We start from the raw sequence: 19,101 nt of genomic DNA on the forward strand, positions 1-19,101 counted from the left end.
CTGTCAAAGCAAAATGACGTGGCGGCGCCGCAATATGCCAGGAAAACGGCGGGCTGCGCGGCGCAGCCCGCCAATCCTCATCAATGGTGCAGCTCGCCCCCCGCAGGGGTAACGCCCGGCGGCGGCAAGGCGGCAAGCTCGTCGGCGTCGGTCCAGTCGATCGCCACCAATGGCTCGGTCAACGCCAGCTTGAGCACTTCATCGACATGCTTGACGGGCACGATATGCAAACCGTTCAGGATGTTGGCGGGAATTTCCGCCAGATCCTTCTCGTTATCGTGCGGGATCAGCACCGTCTTGATCCCGCCTCGCAGCGCCGCGAGCAGCTTTTCCTTCAAGCCGCCGATCGGCAGTACCCGGCCCCGGAGCGTCACTTCGCCGGTCATGGCGATTTCGCGGCGTACCGGAACGCCGGTCAACGTCGAAACGATCGCGGTGACCATACCGATGCCGGCCGATGGACCATCCTTGGGCACCGCGCCTTCAGGCAGATGGATATGGATATCCTTGCGGTTGAACAGCGAGGGCTTGATGCCGTAGCTCGGGCTGCGTGCCTTGACGAAGCTGAGCGCGGTATCGATCGATTCCTTCATCACATCGCCGAGCGTGCCGGTAACCTTGGCCGCGCCCTTGCCGGGCACGGTGACGCTTTCGATGGTCAGCAGTTCGCCACCCACCTCGGTCCACGCCAGCCCAGTGACGGCGCCGATCTGATTCTCCTCCTCGCCCAGCTCGTGGCGATATTTCTTAACGCCGGCGAACTCGCCGAGATTGTCCGGCGTGATGACCACGCTGGTTACCTTGCCTTCGAGAATCTGGCGCAGCGCCTTGCGTGCCAGCCGCGCGATTTCGCGCTCCAGCGTGCGCACGCCGGCTTCACGCGTGTAGAACTGGATCAGCGCGCGCAGGCCCTCCGTGGTGAGCTCGAACTCGCCCTTTTTCAGCCCATGCGCCTCGATCTGCTTCTCGATCAGATGGCGCCGCGCGATTTCTACCTTCTCGTCCTCGGTATAACCCTCCAGCCGGATGATCTCCATGCGGTCGAGCAACGCCTGCGGCAGATTGAGCGAGTTGGCCGTGCACACGAACATCACATCCGAAAGATCGTAATCGACCTCCAGATAGTGATCCTGGAACTTCGCATTCTGCTCCGGATCGAGGACCTCGAGCAGAGCGGAAGCCGGATCACCGCGGAAATCCTGCCCGAGCTTGTCGATCTCGTCGAGCAGGAACAGCGGGTTGCTGGTGCCCGCCTTCTTCAAGTTGGTCACGATCTTGCCCGGCAGCGAGCCGATATAGGTGCGGCGATGCCCGCGGATTTCGGCTTCATCGCGCACACCGCCAAGCGACTGGCGGATAAACTCGCGGCCCGTCGCCTTGGCGATCGACTTGCCCAGGCTGGTCTTGCCCACGCCCGGCGGGCCGACTAGGCACAGGATCGGCCCCTTCAGCTTGTTGATGCGCGCCTGCACGCCGAGATATTCGATGATCCGGTCCTTGACCTTTTCCAGCGCATAATGATCCTCGTCGAGCACGCCTTGCGCTGCGGCGATATCCTTCTTGACCTTCGATTTCTTGCCCCAGGGCAGACCCAGCAGCACATCGAGATAATTGCGGATCACCGTCGCCTCGGCGCTCATCGGCGCCATCGTCTTGAGCTTCTTGAGCTCGGCAGTGGCCTTGGAACGCGCTTCCTTGGACATTTTCAGCGAAGCGATCTTCTGCGTCAACTCGGCGATCTCATCGCCCTCGCCTTCCTCGCTCTCATTGCCCAACTCGCGCTGGATCGCCTTCAACTGCTCGTTGAGATAATATTCGCGCTGCGTCTTTTCCATCTGGCGTTTGACGCGGCTCTTGATCTTCTTTTCGACGCGCAGCACGCCAAGCTCGCCTTCCATGAAGGCAAAGGCCATCTCCAGCCGCTTGGCGGGATCGGACTCGACCAGCAGCGTCTGCTTGTCCGCTACCTTGACCGAGATGTTGGCGGCGATCGCATCGGACAGGCGCGAGGCATCCTCGATTTCACCCATCTGCACGGTGGCTTCGGCCGGCAGCTTACGGTTCAGCTTGGCATAATTTTCGAACTGATCGATCACCGAGCGCATCAGCGCCTCGACCTCGGTGCCCTCGGCAGCGAGATCCTCGACCGGCAGCACGGTGGCGGTGAGATAATTGTCGGTTTCGCTCAGCACATCGAGCGTGGCGCGCGTTTTGCCCTCGACCAGCACGCGAACCGTGCCATCGGGAAGTTTGAGCAATTGCAGCACGGTGGCGGTGACGCCGAGATCGTACAGATCCTCGCGTGCGGGATCGTCCTCGGCGGGATCGAGTTGCGCGACGAGAAAAATTTCCTTGTCGGCGTTCATCGCCGCTTCCAGCGCCGCGACGGACTTGTCGCGGCCCACGAACAACGGCACGATCATGTGCGGAAACACAACAATATCGCGCAGCGGCAAGACGGGGTAAGATTGCATCATGAATGCTCCGGAGGCACCAAAACGCGGTGCGTTACTGACCTTATATGGTGATCCTTGCCGATCCATCAATCGGCGCGCGCATTGGTCGCTTTTAACGGCGGTCGCTTTGGTCGCCGCGCCGCTGCTGATCGCGGCCGGCCCGATTGAAAACGGCGCGCCGCCGCTGACGGCGCAGACCAAGCGATCCGGCGGCCCGATCGATCCCGACCAAGCCAATGTGCGCTTCGATTTCGCCGATCTGCGCTTTGAAGTGCTGCCTGAAACGCAGCGGCTTGAAGGCGTGGCGACGCTGCGGTTCACCGCACTGCGGCGGATGGCGAGGCTGCCGATCGATCTCGATCGCAACCTGCCGGTCAGCGCGATCGCCCTTAACGGGCGCGCGCTGAAAGCTTCGGCGTGGCGCAATCCCGATGGCCGATTGCTGATCACGCTGCCGCGCCCGATCGCGGCCGGGCGCACCGTGGTGGTCACGATCCGCTATGGCGGCGCGCCACACATCGCGGTGCGCGCGCCGTGGGATGATGGCGTGGTCTGGGCGAAAACCAAAGACGGCAAGACGTGGTTCGGCACCACCGCGGAAGGCTATGGCTGCGATCTGTTCTGGCCGTGCCTCGATTTCCCCACTGGAGAACCGGCGGCGGTCGATCTGCACATCACCGTGCCCAGGGGATTGAAGGCGCCGAGCAATGGAAGATTGTTGCGGGTCGACACGCTGCCCGATGGCCGCACGACCTGGCATTGGCGCGCGCGGCAACCCAATACGTATGGCATCGCGCTCAACGTCGGCCCCTATGAGGAAGTGCGCGAAACGTATCACAGCCGCTTCGGTAACCGCATCCCGATGCATTATTGGTATTTGCCGGGGGAAGAGCCGCAGGCGCGCGCCCTGTTCGCCGAGTTCGCGTCCACGCTCGATTTTTTCGAAAGCGTGATCGGCCCCTACCCGTTCGGCGACGAGAAACTGGGCGTGGTGGAGACGCCGTACAAGGGCATGGAGCACCAGACGATCAACGCTTATGGCAACGATTATGCCAAGGCGCCCGAGGGATTCGACTGGCTGTTCCACCACGAATTTGCGCACGAATATTTTGGCAACCAGCTGACCGCGGCGAACTGGGACGATTACTGGCTGCACGAAGGCTATGCCAGCTACATGCAGCCGCTCTACGGCCGCTGGCGCGAGGGCGAAGCGCGCTATGCGACGATGCTCGACGATCAGCGCAACAAGATCGTCAACGCACAGCCGATCGTCTCAGGGCGGGTGCGCACCGAGGAGGAAGTATACGAGACCAAGCTGGGCGGGCCGGGCACGGACATCTATTACAAGGGCTCGTGGATCCTGCACACGCTGCGCGGGCTGATCGGCGATGCCGCTTTCTTTGAGGTCACGCGGCGCGCCGTTTTCGGACAGACCGATCCCAAGCCGGGCAGTTTTCGCCCGCGCTTCGGTACAACGACCGAGTATGAGGCGCTGGTAAGATCGGTGACCGGTCGGGATTACGGCTGGTTCTTTGAGACCTATCTGCGCCAGGCCGCGTTGCCCGAGCTGATCGCCACGCGCCGCAAGGGCGTGATAGCATTGCAATGGTCGGCGCCCGACGGGCGCGTCTTTCCCATGCCGATCGAGCTGCAGATCGATGGGCGGATTGAAAAATTGGCGATGACCGGCGGGCGCGGCACGCTGACGGTGGCAGACGGCGCGCATATCGTGCTCGATCCTCATGCCCGCGTGCTAAAACGTTCCACGGCCGTCGAGGCGTATCAGGCGGATCAGGCCCGGCGGCGCGCCGCGGCAAAACCGGAAGGAATGTCACAATGAGCCGATGGACCAAGCGGGGGGCGGAAATGGCGGCGATGTTCATGATCGGCGACGGGTTGCTAGGGCTCCTCCAGCCGCGCCGCCACGTCGCCTTGTGGGCGGAAGACGCGCTTGGCTCCGAAGCACTGGTCGCGCCGTTCCGTGGGCGACCGGGTCGCCGCCGGGCCTATGCGCTGGTACAGATCGCTGCCGGCCTGGCGCTCGCGGCGCGGCAGCGGACAGATGCCAACAGGCGAGCGTAAGTCGCGTAATGTCGACGGCTCGATTTTACGCCTCCTGACGGCGCCGTTATGGCATGGGCCACGCAAAGGATATTATCATGGCCAAAGCCGCCCGCCTCGAACAGACCGATCTCCGCCGCGCTGAACTCGAGACCGAATATCTCGGCATTCTCACCGCCGCGCTGGAAACCTGTGCCGCCGGGCGCTGGGGGTTGTTCGGCCATCGCCCCGATAAACAAAGCATCGCCAAATTCGCGCCGTTGATCGACGAGCTGGACGACCTGGCCGCGGCGATCGACAAATTGCGGGATCAGCTCGATGTGGCGCCGTTCACATTGCACAGCGACTTTATCGCAGCACGCGGCGTGGCGAGCCCAAGCGCGGTGGGCGAACCCAAACAGGCCAAGGCCTGGCTGGAGCGGCTGGCAAAGGAAGCCGCGGAATAAAGTCCTCGGCGCGGACTGCCTCGCAATGGCGCCACAGGTCATACCGCTGGTACGAGCCTAGAGCGCCCAAGACCCCAGCTTTGCCGGGGTAACGGGGAGGACCGAAGCCCTCCCCCTTTGCTTATGCGGCGCCCGACTTTTCTTTCTTGGCATAGACGCGGATCGGCTCCTTGCGGCCCTCGATCACGTCGCCATCGATCATCACCTCATCGACCGAGTCCATTCCGGGCAGATCGAACATCGTATCAAGCAGGATGCTCTCCAGGATCGAGCGCAAACCGCGCGCACCGGTCTTTCGATCGATCGCCTTCTTGGCCACTGTTACCAGCGCGTCGTCGGTGAAGCCGAGCTTCACGTCCTCCATGTCGAACAGCTTCTGATACTGCTTCACCAAGGCGTTCTTCGGCTCCGTCAGAATCATCACCAGCGCCGGCACGTCGAGATCTTCCAGCGTCGCGATGACGGGAAGACGGCCGACGAACTCAGGAATGAGCCCAAACTTGAGCAGATCCTCGGGCTCGACCGATTTCAGCGTCTCGCCGGTCTTGCGCTCTTCCGGGCTCGCCACATAGGCGCCAAAGCCGATCGACTTGCCCTGCAAACGATCGCCGATGATCTTCTCGAGCCCCGAGAACGCGCCGCCGCAAATGAACAGGATGTTGGTCGTGTCGACCTGCAGGAATTCCTGCTGCGGATGCTTGCGCCCGCCCTGCGGCGGCACGCTCGCGGTGGTGCCTTCCATCAGCTTGAGCAGCGCCTGCTGCACGCCCTCGCCCGACACGTCGCGCGTGATCGATGGATTCTCCGCCTTGCGGCTGATCTTATCGATCTCGTCGATATAGACGATCCCGCGCTGCGCCCGCTCGACATTATAGTCCGACGCTTGAAGCAGCTTGAGGATGATGTTCTCGACATCCTCGCCCACATAACCGGCCTCCGTCAGCGTGGTCGCATCGGCCATCGTGAAGGGCACATCGAGGATGCGCGCCAGCGTCTGCGCCAGCAGCGTCTTGCCGCAGCCGGTTGGGCCGACGAGCAGGATGTTGCTCTTGGCGAGCTCGACATCGGCGCCCTTCTGGCCGTGGTTGAGGCGCTTGTAATGGTTGTGCACCGCCACCGACAGCACGCGCTTGGCGCGCTTCTGGCCGATCACATAATCATCGAGCACGTCGCAGATTTCCTGCGGCGTGGGCACGCCGCCATCCTTCTTGGACACCAATGCGGATTTGGTTTCCTCGCGGATGATATCGTTGCACAGCTCGACGCATTCGTCGCAGATGAACACGGTCGGCCCGGCAATCAGCTTGCGCACCTCGTGCTGCGACTTGCCGCAGAACGAGCAATACAGGGTGCTTTTCGAATCGCCGCCGCTCAACTTGGTCATTCAATCCATCCTTCGCATCCAAGGGATGCGCTAGTGCGGGCAACCACCTTAGGCCGCCCGCCTGCAATCCTACAATACAAATACGCGCTTACGACGCCGGCAACACCGGTGTCGCGCCCGTCTCATCGATAACCGCGGGCCGCTTGTCGAACACTTCATCGATCAGGCCGAACGCCTTGGCTTCGTGCGCCTCGAGGAAGGTATCGCGATCCATCGCCTTTTCGATCTCCTCGATCGGCTTGCCGGTATATTGCGCATACAAGGCGTTCATCCGGTTCTTGATGCGCTGGATTTCCTGCGCCTGGATCTGGATGTCGCTGGCCATGCCCTGCGCGCCACCCGACGGCTGGTGGATCATGATACGCGAATTGGTCAGCGCGACGCGCATCCCGGGCTCGCCGGCGGCAAGCAGGAAGCTGCCCATCGAGGCGGCCTGGCCGATGCACACCGTGCCGACGCGCGGACGGATATATTGCATCGTGTCATGGATCGCCATGCCCGCCGTGACGACACCGCCCGGCGAGTTGATGTACATGAAGATGTCCTTCTTGGGGTTTTCCGACTCCAGGAAGAGCAACTGCGCGGTGATCACCGAGGCCATATGGTCCTCGACGCCGCCGGTGATGAAGATGATGCGCTCGCGCAACAGACGCGAATAGATGTCGAAGCTGCGCTCGCCGCGGTTCGACTGCTCGATCACGATCGGCACGAGGCCACCGGTGATCGGGTCTGCGCGGAACCCCGGAGGGGCGAAATTACCGGTCTCGAACGGATTATGCATGGGAGTATTCAGTCCTTATGCCCCAGAAGCCTTGTCGGCGAGCCACATACATCGGCGCTGGGAGAAACGAGTTCAACCCCCGTTGCCGGGAGCCTTGTGGGCGAGATAGGCCAGCCGCCGCATCTCGCGCCGGCCGCGCACCACCGTATCGAGGATCAATCCGGCGAACACATTGAGCGCGGCGAGGATGCCGAGCCCGGTGATCAGGATTGCAGTCGGGAAGCGCGGCACCAGATGCGTCTGCATATAGGTGATCGCCAGCGGAATCGCCAGAACCACGGCGACAGCGGCCAACAGCGCCGCGATGACGCCGAAAAACAGGATTGGCCGTTCGATGCGATACAGCGTGGCAATCGTGTTGAGAATGCGCAGACCATCGCCATAGGTGTTGAGTTTTGATTCCGACCCTTCCGGCCGCGCGAAATAGCGCGTCTCGATCTCGCCGACCGGCATCTTGAGCTCCAGGGCGTGCACGCTGATCTCGGTCTCGATCTCGAACCCGGCCGAGAGCACCGGAAAGCTCTTCACGAAACGCTGCGAAAACACGCGGTAGCCGGAAAAGATATCGGTGAAGCTGCGGCCAAACAGTTGCGCCAGCAGCCCGGTCATCGCCTTGTTGCCGAGCTGGTGCCCGCGGCGGTAGGCGGCGGTGACCTCGGTCACGCGGCTACCGACCACCATGTCGAGCTGTTCTTCCAGCATGCGCGCGATCAGCGCCGGCGCGGCGCTCGCGTCGTAGGTCGCGTCGCCATCGGCCATGACATAAATGTCGGCGTCCACATCGGCGAACATGCGCCGCACCACCGCGCCTTTGCCCTGGATGCGCTCGATCCGCACAATCGCACCGGCAGCGCGCGCTGCCTCGATCGTTCGATCGGTGGAATTGTTGTCGTACACATAGATCCGCGCGGTCGGCAGCGCGGCGCGGAAGCTCGCCACCGTCTGCGCGATGGCGGCTTCCTCGTTATAGCAGGGTAGCAGGACGGCGATGCTGGGGCCGATATCACTCATGCTTGCCCTGCCTCCGCTCGTCCGCCGCCAGACCGTCACCCCAGCGTACGCTGGGGCTTCAATCGGTTCCCGTCTCGCGCCAACCGCTTGAGATCCCAGCCTGCGCTGGGATGACGCTCGGTAGAATTACGCCTGATCCGCCGCCGGCTTCTTGGCGCGCGGCTTCTTCACCGGCGCATCCGCCGCTTCGGTGCCCTGGGCCGCTTCCGCCGCCGCCGGTGACGACGTCGTCAACTCGGTTGCCACATCCGCCGGTGCCGCCTTGGCCTTCTTGGTCGCCGCCTTCTTCACCGGCTCGGCCTGGACCAGCTCGTCGCCGGGCGCTGCCGGCTCGATATCGGCGTCTTCCATCTGCTTGGCGGCGGCCTTCTTGGCCGGCTTGGGCTGTGCCGCATCGGCAGTCACCTCTGCTGCGCCGTCAGCGGCCTCGCCCTTCTTGGCCTTCTTCGCCTTGGGCTTGTGATTGTCATGATCGTGGCTGTGCGTGCCGGTCGAGAAACCCTCGTCGCTCTCGATCGCCGCTTCCAGTTCCTCGCGCGTCACTTCGCGATCGCTGATTTCGGCCTTCTCGAACAGGAAATCGACCACCTTGTCCTCATACAGCGGTGCGCGCAGCTGGGCGGCGGCCATCGGCTCCTGCTGGACATAATCCATGAAGCGCTTGCGATCTTCCGGGCCATATTGCTGCGCGGCCTGCGCGACCAGACGCTGCATTTCCTGATTGGAGACTTCGATGCCGTTGGCCTGGCCGATTTCCGAAAGCAACAGCCCGAGACGGACGCGGCGCTCCGCGATCTTCTGGTAATCGTCGCGCTCGCCTTCCATCTCGGCCAAAGCAGCGGCGGGATCTTCCTCGTGCGTCGCTTCATGCTCCAGCTGCGACCAGATCTGGCCGAATTCGGCTTCGACCATCGACGGCGGCACCGGGAAATCATGACCTTCGGCGAGCTGATCGAGCAGCTTGCGCTTCATATAGGTGCGCGTGAGACCATTCAGCTCCTGCTCGATCTGGCCTTTCAGCAGACCGGACAGCTGCTCCAGGCTTTCGAGCCCGAGCGAGGTGGCCAGCGTATCGTCGATCACCGTCTCGCCGGCGACCTTAACAGCCTTGATCTTGAGATCGAACGTGGCGGGCTGGCCGGCCAGTTCCTTGACCTGATAATCGATCGGGAAGGTCACTTCGATCTGCGTCTCGTCACCGACGTTCACGCCGACCAGCTGATCCTCGAAACCGGGGATCAGACGCCCCGTGCCGATCTCGACCGACATGTCCTGGCCGGTGCCGCCATCGAAGGCGACGCCACCCACCTTGCCGACGAAATCCATCTCGACCAGATCGCCGGTCGCCGCGGCATGGCCTTCCGGCGCGTCTTCGAAACGCTTCTGTTGGTCAGCAAACTTCTGCAGCTGCTCCTGCACCTTGGCTTCGTCCGCCGGCACGGTCAGGCGCTCCAGCTTGAGGCTATCGATCGATCGGGTGGGCACGTCGGGGAGCACTTCCAGCTCGACCTTCACTTCGGCGTCCTGGCCCGGCGCATACTCGCCCAGGCTGACCGACGGCTGCATTGCCGGACGGATGCGCTGCTCGGTGATGAGCTGCTGCACGCCCTGCTGGATCGAGCTGTTCAGCGCATCCTGCATCAGCGATTCGCCGTGCATCTTGCGCACCAGGTTCGCCGGCACCTTGCCGGGGCGGAAACCGGGCATGCGGACCTGCGGCGCCACGCGCTTCAGCTCGGCATCGACCTTGGATTCGATATCCTTGGCGGTGATCATCAGCGTGTAGGCGCGCTTCAGGCCTTCGTTCAACGTCTCGACAGTCTGCATTTCAACTCACGCCTTTTCAGGAATCTATCTTGTTCGCGGCCACCCTCGCGGCGAAGCGCGAAGGACTGGTGCGGGCGAAGGGACTCGAACCCCCACATCTTGCGATACTTGGACCTAAACCAAGCGCGTCTACCAGTTCCGCCACGCCCGCACGTTGGACACCGCAGGTCGGCGGCGTCTATACCAGTCACGGCCCCCGGGGCAAGCCACGTCGCACATCATCCGCGCCCGGCCCACGCAACCGTGCCCCGGCTGGCGCGTTGGATAGCGCGAAGGAGAATGATCATGGCATCCACGCCCCCCGAACTTCCCCCGCAGCCGAGCCAGCCGGCGCAGCCCGATCCCGTGCCGACCGAGCTGCCCTCGCCGCAGCCCGATGTCGATTTCCCCGACACCACCCCGGATGTCGGTCCCGACATCGCCCCCGGCCAGCCCTATGGCGGCGCAACCTACGCTTGAAGGAGCCGACATGGCGGACGACCCTGATCTGAAGATCAACGAAGACCCCCGCAGCGACCTCCAGCAGATGGTCGAGGCGCGCAAGGATGCGGTCGAGCGCGGCGAAGGCGGCGAAGAGCCCGAGACCTTCACGTCGGCCGGCGAGCATGACGGCGTCGGTGGCACCGGCGGCGTGGTGAAGAACCAGGACGATACCGCGCAATAACGGCTACCGCGCAGCCATCGTGGTTGCACCCAGCTTGGCGCTGGCCACGATGGCGCGGTAGCCGCCAATGTCGCGGTCGAAATAATAGACGTTCGGGGCTTCGAACGTGATCATGTACAGCTTGCCGCCAATGATCGCCGTTGAAGCCTCGCCCTTGCGCCGCACTTCCTCATCCGCTCGCGAAAACGAATAGCTGAAATGCACGCCGCGGGTGCCGAGCAACGTCGTCGGCGTGACGCTGTCGATCTTCATCAGCCGCGTGTCGAGCGCGATGCTGTAGCTTGCCTCGAACAATGCCGGAATGTCGGTCAGCAGCATCGTCGCGGCGAAACGCGGCAGCGGTTTGGTCTTCTTGCTGACCTCGCGAAACAGTGTCCGTCCGGATTCAATGCCGCCATAAAAGGTAACGTCGTTGAGCCCGTCGCCATCCAGCGTCCAGGTCTCGGAATTGCGCCCGGGCCGCGCGCCCATCTTGTTCCACTCGTGATCGGGCGTGATCGTCAGCGGTGACTTCGCCACCGTGACCGACTGGCCCTGGGGGATCAGCTTGTTGCCCGCCACGGCGGGCGCGGCCAGCGCCAGCGAGACGATGGCGGCCAGCACGAGGCGATTGCGTTTGGTCATGTCGTTTCTCACTGCACCAGGGTGGAAATCATTGCGCCGTCGGGCGCATCGGGCCGCATTGCGAGGTATTTCCGGAGCGCATCGCCCCCCGCCGGATCACGGCTGCGCAATTGCGCCAGGCCGAGGCCGCGATAGGCCTCGGCATTGGCCGGATCTTGCCCGATCGCATCGCGATAAAAGCTGGCGGCGGCAACAAGATCACGCGGATTGCCGCGTGCGCGATAGAGTTCGCCGCGCGCGAAGAGCAGATCCGCCGTCCAGCCCGATCGCGCCAGTTCGCCAAGCAGATAGTCGGTGCCCTCAAAATCATTGAGCTTGAGCTGATCGGCGAGGAATTGCCTGCGCCACGCGGCCAGCTTGGCGTCGTAGCGCGGCGCATCGTCTTCGCCCGGCTTGTTCATCACGGTGGCCAGATCGCGCAGATAGGTGGCGCGTTCGAGCGTCGGCGGATGCGTGGCGAAGAAGGCGGTGCGATCGTAGCGCTTGCTGCGCTGCCGCCGCCCGCGCGCGGTGGCGTCCGCTTCATCCATCAGCCGCAGCCAGATGTCGGCAAAACAGCGCGGATCATATGGCGATGCCTTGAGATAGGCCATCGATAGCAGATCGGCCTGCCGCTCCTGATCACGGTTGAACGAAAAGATCGAGCCGATCGCGGACAACTGGATCATCTGATAGCTCTGCGCCGTGCCGTAGGTGCGCGCGCCGGCGGCGAGGAGCCCGGCCCAGGCGCCGATATCCGTCGCCGAGCGGGTGTGCTGGAAGCCGCGCAGCGTGTGGCGCAGTTCGAAATGCGCGAATTCGTGCCCCAGCACCGCCGCCAGTTCGGCCTCGTCGCGCACGCGCAGCAACAGCCCGGAATAGACCACCATCGTGCCATTGGGCGTCATGAAGGCATTGAACAGCGCCTGACGCACGACATACAGGCGCACCCCGCCGCAGCGATCCGCCCCCACCGTGCGGCACAGCACATCGCGCAGATAAGCGTTGAGCGCTGTATCGCCGATCAGCGTCTTCGAATCGCGCAGGCTGCGCTCGGCCTCGTCGGCGATCATCCACACGCCGCGTTCGTCGACGCCCTGGGGCTGATACGCCGCGACATAGGGCGGCACAGCAGGAATGGCGTCCTTGGCCACCGCCTGCACCGTAGATACCAGGCAGACCGCGGCGCACGACGCGCGCAGCCAGAAGGTCATCTTGCCGCCACCTTGGTGGCGTCTTTGGCAAACGCCGAGCTGCCCGGAAAATCCTCCAGCAATTGCGCCACGCGCTTCTGCGCCCCCTCCGGCGTGCGCACGTCGCCGCCCATGGCGAGATCGGCGTTCAGCCAGACGAGATCGCCACTACGCAGGTCGACCAGCCCGGCAAAACCGCGATGCTCGCCCGATTTGACCGAGACATACGCCATGGCGGCGAAAAGCTGCAGAATCTTGCGCCCCGTGGAGCCGTATTGATCCTCGTTGAAGATGAAGAGCGCATAGTCCGCACCGGAGCCCTTGGCGATCTCGGCGACGCCCGGCCCCATGGTCCAGTCAAACTCGCCCTTGCGCTTCTTGGTCGGCAGCCGATTGCCGGGAAAGAACTGATAGCGGATCACCGAATCCGCCAGCACCGAAAAAAGCGCGCGATAATCCGCCATCGTTTCAGCCGCGGGGCCGATCGGCTCGTCGGCCACGATCACCGCGTTGCCGAGCTTCGATTGCGCCGCATTCAGCGCCGTACCGAGATATTCCTTGGCTTGCGCGGTCCAATCCGCATTCGGCTCAAACATGCCGCCGGTCGATTGCGCGCCGACCTTGATCGTCGGGCGGATCAACAGAATCTTGGCCGAGCCTTGTTTCAAAGCGAAACCGGGTTTGATGCCGGATTTCTCCTGCGCCTGTGCGGCCTGAACGCCCCCAACGAGCAACAAAAGCGCCAGAAGCGGCCTGAACATCACGCCCATCATGCGAATCCCCCCATGCCGCATCGTCCCCCGACGCGCGACCTGGCAGGTCTAAGGCAGGCTATTCAGTCAACGCAAGATCAATTTAGTATATTATCCAAGCGCTTTCTTGAGCAGATCATTGACCACGCCGGGATTGGCCTTGCCGCCCATCGCCTTCATCGTCTGCCCGACGAAGAAGCCGAACAACTTGTCCTTTCCGCCGCGATAATCGGCCACCTTGTCTGCGTTGGCGGCCATCACACCGGCAATGATCTTCTCGATTTCGCCGGTATCGCTGGTCTGTTTCAACCCGCGTTCTTCGACAACTTCGGAAGCCCCCTGCCCGGTCTCATGCATGATCTCGAAGACCTGCTTGGCAAGACTGCCAGACAACGTGCCATCGGCCACCAGCCCGAGCAGTTCCGCCGCTCCCGCCGGCGTGATCGGCGAATTGGCGATGTCCTTGCCCAGCCGGTTGAGCGCGCCGAACAGCTCCGACGTCACCCAATTGGCCGCCGCGACCGGCTTGGTGCCGGTATCGAGCAGCGCGTCGAACCAACGTGCATGCTCGACCTCGGCGGTCAGCACTGCCGCGCCATACGCGGTGATGCCCAGCGCCTCGTAGCGCTTGCGCTTGGCATCGGGCAGTTCGGGCAGGCTCGCGCGGCACTCCTCCAGAAACGCCTCGTCCAGCTCCAGCGGGAGCAGATCGGGATCGGGGAAGTAGCGATAATCGTGCGCATCTTCCTTCGAGCGCATCGATCGCGTCTCGTTACGATCGGGATCGTACAGCCGCGTTTCCTGGACGATGCGACCACCATCCTCCAGCACCTCGACCTGGCGCTTGGCCTCCTGCTCGACCACCGCCATCACGAAGCGCACCGAATTGACGTTCTTCGTCTCGGTCCGCGTGCCCAGCGGGTCGCCGGCCTTGCGCACGCTGACGTTCACGTCGGCGCGCATCGAGCCTTCTTCCATATTGCCGTCGCACGAGCCGACATAGCGCAGGATCGAGCGCAGCTTGCGCAGATAGGCGCCCGCCTCGGCCGGCGAGGCCAGATCGGGCTTGGACACGATCTCCATCAGCGCGACGCCCGAGCGATTGAGATCGACGTAACTGCGCGTGGGATGCTGATCGTGCATCAATTTGCCGGCATCCTGCTCGACATGGATGCGCTCGACGCCGATGCGCTTGCCACTGGCATCGGGGTTCTTGTCGTCGAGGCTGATATCGATCGCGCCTTCGCCGACCAGCGGATGGTACAGCTGGCTGATCTGATAGCCCTGCGGCAGATCGGCATAGAAGTAATTCTTGCGATCGAACCGCGACCAGCGGTTGATCTGCGCGTCGATCGCCATGCCGGTGCGCACTGCCTGGCGGATGCACTCGCGGTTCGGCACGGGCAGCATGCCCGGCATGGCCGCATCGACCAGAGATACCTGCGTGTTAGGCTCAGCGCCGAACGCGGTGGCGGCGCCCGAGAACAATTTGGCGTTGGACGTCACCTGCGCATGGACTTCGAGGCCGACGACGACCTCCCAGTCACCGGTATTGCCGCGGATGGTGTAAGTGGAGGCATCAGTCATGCGTCGGTCTCGGGTGTGATGAGGGTAAGGTCGGGAAAATAGGTACGGTAATGCCGGGGATCACGCGTGAGAAGTGGCTGGCCCGAGGTTTCGGCATGGGCACCGATGAGAAAGTCACCGAGCAATTTGTCGCGGCCACCGCCGGCGGCACGATAGGCATGCTGCGCGGCGCCGGCACGATGACTGGTGCCGGCATCGAACACCGCCACGCCCAAGCCGATCCCGGCCAGCATAGCGAGGATATCGCGCTGCGTCCCGCCCCGCATCGCGAGCTCGCCGACAACGATCGCACTAACCTGAACCGGCGCGCGGGCGCGGACGATCGAGCGCATCGCCCATTCGAACCAGCGCGGATCCTGTTCGCGCAAATCGATCACGACGTTGGTATCCAGCATCATGGCGGGAAAGGATCATCTCCGCGAATATCGCGCATGATGTCGTCGGTCGGCCGGCCTTCGCGCAGATGCGGCAGACGCTGCATCGTTTCCCGTACGCGTGCCCTCAATCGCTCGACCTCGGCATCGAGATCGCGGCGCGGCTTGCGGATGACGGCCGTATCCCGGCCGAGCATGGCAATCTCGACCGGCTCGTTCGCCACGAGGCCGAGCGCGTCGCGCACGTCCTTGGGGATCGTCACCTGGCCCTTGACCGTCAGATTGGTAAGCTTCGCCATGCCGAGGTATTACCGAAAATCGGTAATACTGTCTACCACCACGGCTCCGCCCGTGCCGTAAAGCCGGCGCGCTGCTCGAGCGCCAGCCCGGCGTTGAGCACGCCCTGCTCATCGAGCGCCTTGCCGATGATTTGCAGGCCGAGCGGCAGGCCGGCGGCATCGACGCCACCGGGTACCGACATTGCCGGCAACCCGGCGAGCGACGAGGGCACGGTGAACACGTCGTTGAGATACATGGCCAGCGGATCGGTCTTGTCGCCCAGCGCGAACGCCGCCGATGGCGCGGTCGGCGTCAGCAGCAAATCGCAACTGGCCCAAGCATTATCGAAATCGCGCGCGATCAGCGTGCGGATCTTCGATGCCTGCGTGAAATAGGCATCGTAAAAGCCGGCCGAGAGCACATAGGTGCCGATCATGATGCGGCGCTTCACTTCCGGCCCGAACCCGGCGGCGCGCGTCGCGGCATACATATCCTGCAGCCCCGCGCCCTCGGGCAGATCGCGCAGACCATAGCGAACGCCATCATAGCGCGCGAGATTGGACGACGCCTCGGCGGGCGCGATGATGTAATAAGCCGGCAGCGCATATTTGGTATGCGGCAGCGAAACCTCGACGATCTCCGCGCCGGCATCCTTCAGCCAGGCAATACCCTGCTGCCACAAAGCATCGATCTCGGCGGGCATGTTATCGACGCGATATTCCTTGGGAATACCGACGCGCTTGCCCCTGAGATCGCTCGACAAACCCGCTTCCCACTGGGGCACGTCGAGCTGCAGCGAGGTGGCATCCCTGGCATCGAAGCCGGCCATATTCTCCAGCATGATGGCGCAATCGCGCACATCGCGCGCCATCGGCCCGGCCTGATCGAGCGACGAGGCGAAGGCGATCGTGCCCCAGCGCGAGCAGCGGCCATAAGTCGGCTTGATCCCCGATATGCCGGTAAAAGCGGCCGGCTGGCGGATCGAGCCGCCCGTATCGGTGCCGGTCGCCGCCGGGCACAGTCGCGCCGCAATCGCGGCCGACGAGCCGCCGGACGAGCCGCCCGGGGTCAGTGCGGCATTGCCGCCATCATTGCGGCGCCACGGCGAGATGACGTTGCCAAACGCGCTGGTCTCGTTGGACGAGCCCATGGCAAACTGGTCCATGTTGAGCTTGCCCAGCATGCCGGCGCCCGCATCCCACAGCTTGCCGGAAACGGTGGACTCATACGGCGGGGTGAAGCCTTCGAGGATCAGGCTGGCCGCAGTCGCCGGCACACCCTTGGTGCAGAACAGATCCTTCATGCCGATCGGCACGCCGGCCAGCGGCTTGAGCGTCTCGCCCGCCGCGCGCGCAGCATCGGCGGCATCCGCCGCCGCCAGCGCATGGTCCGGCGTTTCGACCAGGAAGGCGTTGAGCGTCTTGGCCTTGGCGACATTCGCCACGAATGCTTCTGCTACTTCACGGGCAGAGAAGGCGCCGTCGCGTACGCCATCGCGGATTGCGGCTACGCCGAGGTTGGTGAGTTCAGTCATACGCCCATTCCCGTCACCCCAGCGAACGCTGGGGTCTTACTGTAACGAAGCGTGCCCTTGCGGCACGAGATCCCAGCTTTCGCTGGGACGACAATCGGGCCGATCATTCGATCACCTTGGGTACGGTGAAGAAGCCATGCTCGGCCTGCGGGGCATTGGCGAGCACGGCATCGCGCACCCCGCCATCGGTCACCACATCATCGCGCAGGCGCAGATGATTGGGGATTACCGCGGTCATCGGCGCAACGCCGGTCGTGTCGACCTCGCCCAATTGCTCGATCCAGTGCATGATATTGTCGAGCTCGGGCGCGATGCGCGCGGCTTCGTCTTCGGTAATCGCGATCCGGGCTAGGCTCGCGATCTTCTTCACGGTGGGGATATCTACTGGCATGCGCTGCGGCTAGCAGAGCGTGGCCGACCGGCGCAAGGATCACTTGCCGTGCAAGATTGCACGCGCGGCGATGATCGTGCAGTCAGCGGCCGATCGGCCCCGAGCAGCGACCAGGCTGCGCTGCCGCCTGGAGTTCGCCACTTGGCCCGCAAGTTTCTCTACGTCATTTCCGTCCTCATCGTCCTCGCGATCGCCGCCGCCTTTGCCTATCGCATCTGGGGCGCGCAGATCATCCGCTGGTGGGCAGTGCCGAGCGCGCAGTTCGAGCCGCAACCCAAGGTAGCCGCCAACGCTTATGCCGACGCCAAGATGTGGATCGCGCATCCGGGCCGGCGCGCCGATCCGGCGCGCTGGACCCCGCCGGGCTATGCCGCGGCGGCCAGGCCGACCGCCGCCGTCTTCTACATCCATCCGACCTCGCTGCTCGGCACGCAGCACTGGAACGCCGCGCTCGACGATGCCGAAACCAATGCCCGCGCCGAACTGTTCCTGCGCGGCCAGGCCAGTGCGTTCAACGAAGTCGGCGTGATCTGGGCGCCGCGCTATCGCCAGGCGACGTTCGGTGCGTTCCTCACCAATGCCGCCGCTGCCAACCAGGCGCTCGATCTCGCTTATGGCGATGTGGTGGCGGCGTTCGACCAGTTTTTGAAGGAAGCGGGCCACCGCCCGATCATCCTTGCAGGTCACAGCCAGGGCGCGCTGCATCTCACCCGCCTGCTGCGCGATCGTGTGGCGGGCACGCCGCTCGCCCGCCGCATCGTCGCGGCCTATGTCATCGGCTGGCCCATTTCACGCAGCACCGATCTCGCCGCGCTGGGCTTGCCCGAATGCGCGCGCGCCGATCAGGCCGGGTGCCTGCTCTCCTGGCAGAGCTTCGCCGAACCCGCCGATCCCGCGATGATCCTCGATCAATATGATCTCACCACCGGGCTGAACGGCGAGCCGCGCCGCGGCACGCCGATGGTGTGCACCAATCCGCTGACCGGCACGCCGGACGCCGCGGCACCCGCCACTGCCAATCTCGGCACGCTCGTCCCCTCCGCCGATCTCGCCAGCGCGACGATCATCGTCGGCAGCGTGCCCGCGCGCTGCGACGCGCAGGGCTTTCTGCTGATCGGCGAACCGCCGACGATCGGCAGCTATGTGCTGCCGGGCAACAATTACCATGTGTACGATTACGCGCTGTTCTGGGCCAATGTCCGCGCCGACGCCGCGCGGCGCCTGACGACGTTCTCCGGCAAATGATCACCGCTGACCGCATCCTGTACCGCGAGGCGCTTCCCGCCGCCGGCCGCCTCATCGGGCTGGACGTCGGCACCAAGACGATCGGCACGGCGATCTGCGATGCCGGCTGGAGCTTCGCCTCCCCCGCCACCCTGATCCGCCGCACCAAATTCCAGAAGGACAAATTGGCCCTGATCGCGCTGATCACAGAACAGCGCATCGCCGGAATCGTCATCGGCCTGCCGCTGCATCTCGATGGCAATGAAAGCCCGCGCAGCCAATCGAGTCGCGCCTTTGCACGCAATATGGAGGATCTCGACCTGCCGATCCTGCTGTGGGACGAACGCCTGTCCACCCAGGCCGTCACGCGCACGCTGATCGAACAGGACGCCAGTCGCGCCAAACGCGCCGAGCTGGTCGACAAGATGGCCGCGGCCTATATTCTGCAAGGCGCGATCGACGCGCTGGTCGCGGTCTGACGGCCGACGGACACCTGCCTTGCGCCGCCGTAACGGGGGCGCTACCGGACGACTT

At 63.9% G+C, this 19,101-nt stretch carries 20 protein-coding genes and 1 tRNA gene; 7 read left to right on the forward strand and 14 right to left on the reverse strand.

Translation table 11 applies throughout. The features are described from left to right. Positions 1-80: 80 nt before the first annotated feature. Entirely contained in the window at positions 81-2,477 is a 2,397-nt protein-coding gene (lon, locus tag ABC969_RS01830; RefSeq protein WP_345862559.1) for an endopeptidase La, read from the reverse strand. Between lon and ABC969_RS01835 the strand changes: the two genes are divergently transcribed. The 3 genes from ABC969_RS01835 to ABC969_RS01845 all read left to right on the forward strand — a co-directional run bounded on the left by ABC969_RS01835 (position 2,476) and on the right by ABC969_RS01845 (position 4,963). After that, positions 2,476-4,296: a M1 family metallopeptidase gene (locus ABC969_RS01835; protein ID WP_345862560.1), complete on the forward strand. Its 1,821-nt coding sequence runs from the start codon at positions 2,476-2,478 to the stop codon at positions 4,294-4,296. The genes lon and ABC969_RS01835 overlap by 2 nt on opposite strands. Further along, positions 4,293-4,538, forward strand: coding sequence for a hypothetical protein (locus ABC969_RS01840; protein WP_345862561.1), 246 nt, complete (start codon positions 4,293-4,295; stop codon positions 4,536-4,538). The genes ABC969_RS01835 and ABC969_RS01840 overlap by 4 nt, the downstream gene beginning before the upstream one ends. A gap of 77 nt (positions 4,539-4,615) precedes the next feature. Beyond that, positions 4,616-4,963: a hypothetical protein gene (locus tag ABC969_RS01845; RefSeq protein WP_345862562.1), complete on the forward strand. Its 348-nt coding sequence runs from the start codon at positions 4,616-4,618 to the stop codon at positions 4,961-4,963. Between the two features lie 121 nt (positions 4,964-5,084). Here ABC969_RS01845 and clpX read toward each other — a convergent pair whose 3' ends face one another. From clpX to ABC969_RS01870, 5 genes are all read right to left on the reverse strand, one after another. After that, positions 5,085-6,347 carry an ATP-dependent Clp protease ATP-binding subunit ClpX gene (clpX, locus tag ABC969_RS01850; protein WP_345862563.1) on the reverse strand — a complete coding sequence of 421 codons (1,263 nt, stop codon included), beginning with the start codon at positions 6,345-6,347 and terminating at the stop codon, positions 5,085-5,087. Positions 6,348-6,435: 88 nt separating this feature from the next. Further along, on the reverse strand, positions 6,436-7,128 hold the full coding sequence (locus ABC969_RS01855) for an ATP-dependent Clp protease proteolytic subunit (protein WP_345862565.1): 693 nt from the start codon (positions 7,126-7,128) through the stop codon (positions 6,436-6,438). Between the two features lie 72 nt (positions 7,129-7,200). After that, entirely contained in the window at positions 7,201-8,139 is a 939-nt protein-coding gene (locus tag ABC969_RS01860) for a glycosyltransferase family 2 protein (RefSeq protein ID WP_345862567.1), read from the reverse strand. Between the two features lie 126 nt (positions 8,140-8,265). Further along, positions 8,266-9,966 carry a trigger factor gene (gene tig, locus ABC969_RS01865; RefSeq protein ID WP_345862568.1) on the reverse strand — a complete coding sequence of 567 codons (1,701 nt, stop codon included), beginning with the start codon at positions 9,964-9,966 and terminating at the stop codon, positions 8,266-8,268. Between the two features lie 66 nt (positions 9,967-10,032). Further along, positions 10,033-10,117, reverse strand: a tRNA-Leu gene (locus tag ABC969_RS01870). A gap of 134 nt (positions 10,118-10,251) precedes the next feature. On the opposite strand from ABC969_RS01870, the gene ABC969_RS01875 reads away from it, so the two are divergent. Both ABC969_RS01875 and ABC969_RS01880 read left to right on the forward strand, forming a co-directional pair. Continuing rightward, complete coding sequence (locus ABC969_RS01875; RefSeq protein ID WP_345862569.1) at positions 10,252-10,425, forward strand: hypothetical protein; 174 nt, start codon at positions 10,252-10,254, stop codon at positions 10,423-10,425. A gap of 10 nt (positions 10,426-10,435) precedes the next feature. After that, positions 10,436-10,630, forward strand: a complete 195-nt coding sequence (locus tag ABC969_RS01880) for a hypothetical protein (protein ID WP_345862570.1) — start codon at positions 10,436-10,438, stop codon at positions 10,628-10,630. A gap of 3 nt (positions 10,631-10,633) precedes the next feature. Here ABC969_RS01880 and ABC969_RS01885 read toward each other — a convergent pair whose 3' ends face one another. The 8 genes from ABC969_RS01885 to gatC all read right to left on the reverse strand — a co-directional run bounded on the left by ABC969_RS01885 (position 10,634) and on the right by gatC (position 17,343). Then, entirely contained in the window at positions 10,634-11,254 is a 621-nt protein-coding gene (locus ABC969_RS01885; protein ID WP_345862571.1) for a hypothetical protein, read from the reverse strand. A gap of 8 nt (positions 11,255-11,262) precedes the next feature. After that, on the reverse strand, positions 11,263-12,447 hold the full coding sequence (locus ABC969_RS01890; RefSeq protein WP_345862573.1) for a M48 family metallopeptidase: 1,185 nt from the start codon (positions 12,445-12,447) through the stop codon (positions 11,263-11,265). Beyond that, positions 12,444-13,187, reverse strand: coding sequence for a hypothetical protein (locus ABC969_RS01895; protein ID WP_345862574.1), 744 nt, complete (start codon positions 13,185-13,187; stop codon positions 12,444-12,446). Before ABC969_RS01895 ends, ABC969_RS01890 begins: the two co-directional genes overlap by 4 nt. A gap of 102 nt (positions 13,188-13,289) precedes the next feature. Beyond that, entirely contained in the window at positions 13,290-14,765 is a 1,476-nt protein-coding gene (gatB, locus tag ABC969_RS01900; protein ID WP_345862575.1) for an Asp-tRNA(Asn)/Glu-tRNA(Gln) amidotransferase subunit GatB, read from the reverse strand. Next, complete coding sequence (locus ABC969_RS01905) at positions 14,762-15,163, reverse strand: type II toxin-antitoxin system VapC family toxin (RefSeq protein WP_345862576.1); 402 nt, start codon at positions 15,161-15,163, stop codon at positions 14,762-14,764. The genes gatB and ABC969_RS01905 overlap by 4 nt, the downstream gene beginning before the upstream one ends. Next, positions 15,160-15,438, reverse strand: coding sequence for an AbrB/MazE/SpoVT family DNA-binding domain-containing protein (locus ABC969_RS01910; RefSeq protein WP_345862577.1), 279 nt, complete (start codon positions 15,436-15,438; stop codon positions 15,160-15,162). Before ABC969_RS01910 ends, ABC969_RS01905 begins: the two co-directional genes overlap by 4 nt. A 32-nt stretch (positions 15,439-15,470) precedes the next feature. Then, a complete protein-coding gene (gene gatA, locus ABC969_RS01915) occupies positions 15,471-16,952 on the reverse strand; it encodes an Asp-tRNA(Asn)/Glu-tRNA(Gln) amidotransferase subunit GatA (protein WP_345862578.1) in 1,482 nt (493 codons plus the stop codon). Between the two features lie 103 nt (positions 16,953-17,055). Beyond that, entirely contained in the window at positions 17,056-17,343 is a 288-nt protein-coding gene (gatC, locus tag ABC969_RS01920; RefSeq protein WP_345862580.1) for an Asp-tRNA(Asn)/Glu-tRNA(Gln) amidotransferase subunit GatC, read from the reverse strand. Between the two features lie 141 nt (positions 17,344-17,484). Here gatC and ABC969_RS01925 point away from each other — a divergent pair, with 141 nt between their 5' ends. Both ABC969_RS01925 and ruvX read left to right on the forward strand, forming a co-directional pair. Beyond that, positions 17,485-18,588, forward strand: a complete 1,104-nt coding sequence (locus ABC969_RS01925) for a DUF3089 domain-containing protein (protein ID WP_345862582.1) — start codon at positions 17,485-17,487, stop codon at positions 18,586-18,588. Then, positions 18,585-19,046 (forward strand): Holliday junction resolvase RuvX, encoded by a 462-nt coding sequence (gene ruvX, locus ABC969_RS01930; protein ID WP_345862584.1) that lies wholly within the window; start codon positions 18,585-18,587, stop codon positions 19,044-19,046. Before ABC969_RS01925 ends, ruvX begins: the two co-directional genes overlap by 4 nt. Positions 19,047-19,101 lie beyond the last annotated feature (55 nt).

The sequence above is a fragment of the Sphingomonas qilianensis genome, from assembly GCF_039614825.1.
GTDB classification, from domain to species: Bacteria; Pseudomonadota; Alphaproteobacteria; order Sphingomonadales; family Sphingomonadaceae; genus Sphingomonas; species Sphingomonas qilianensis.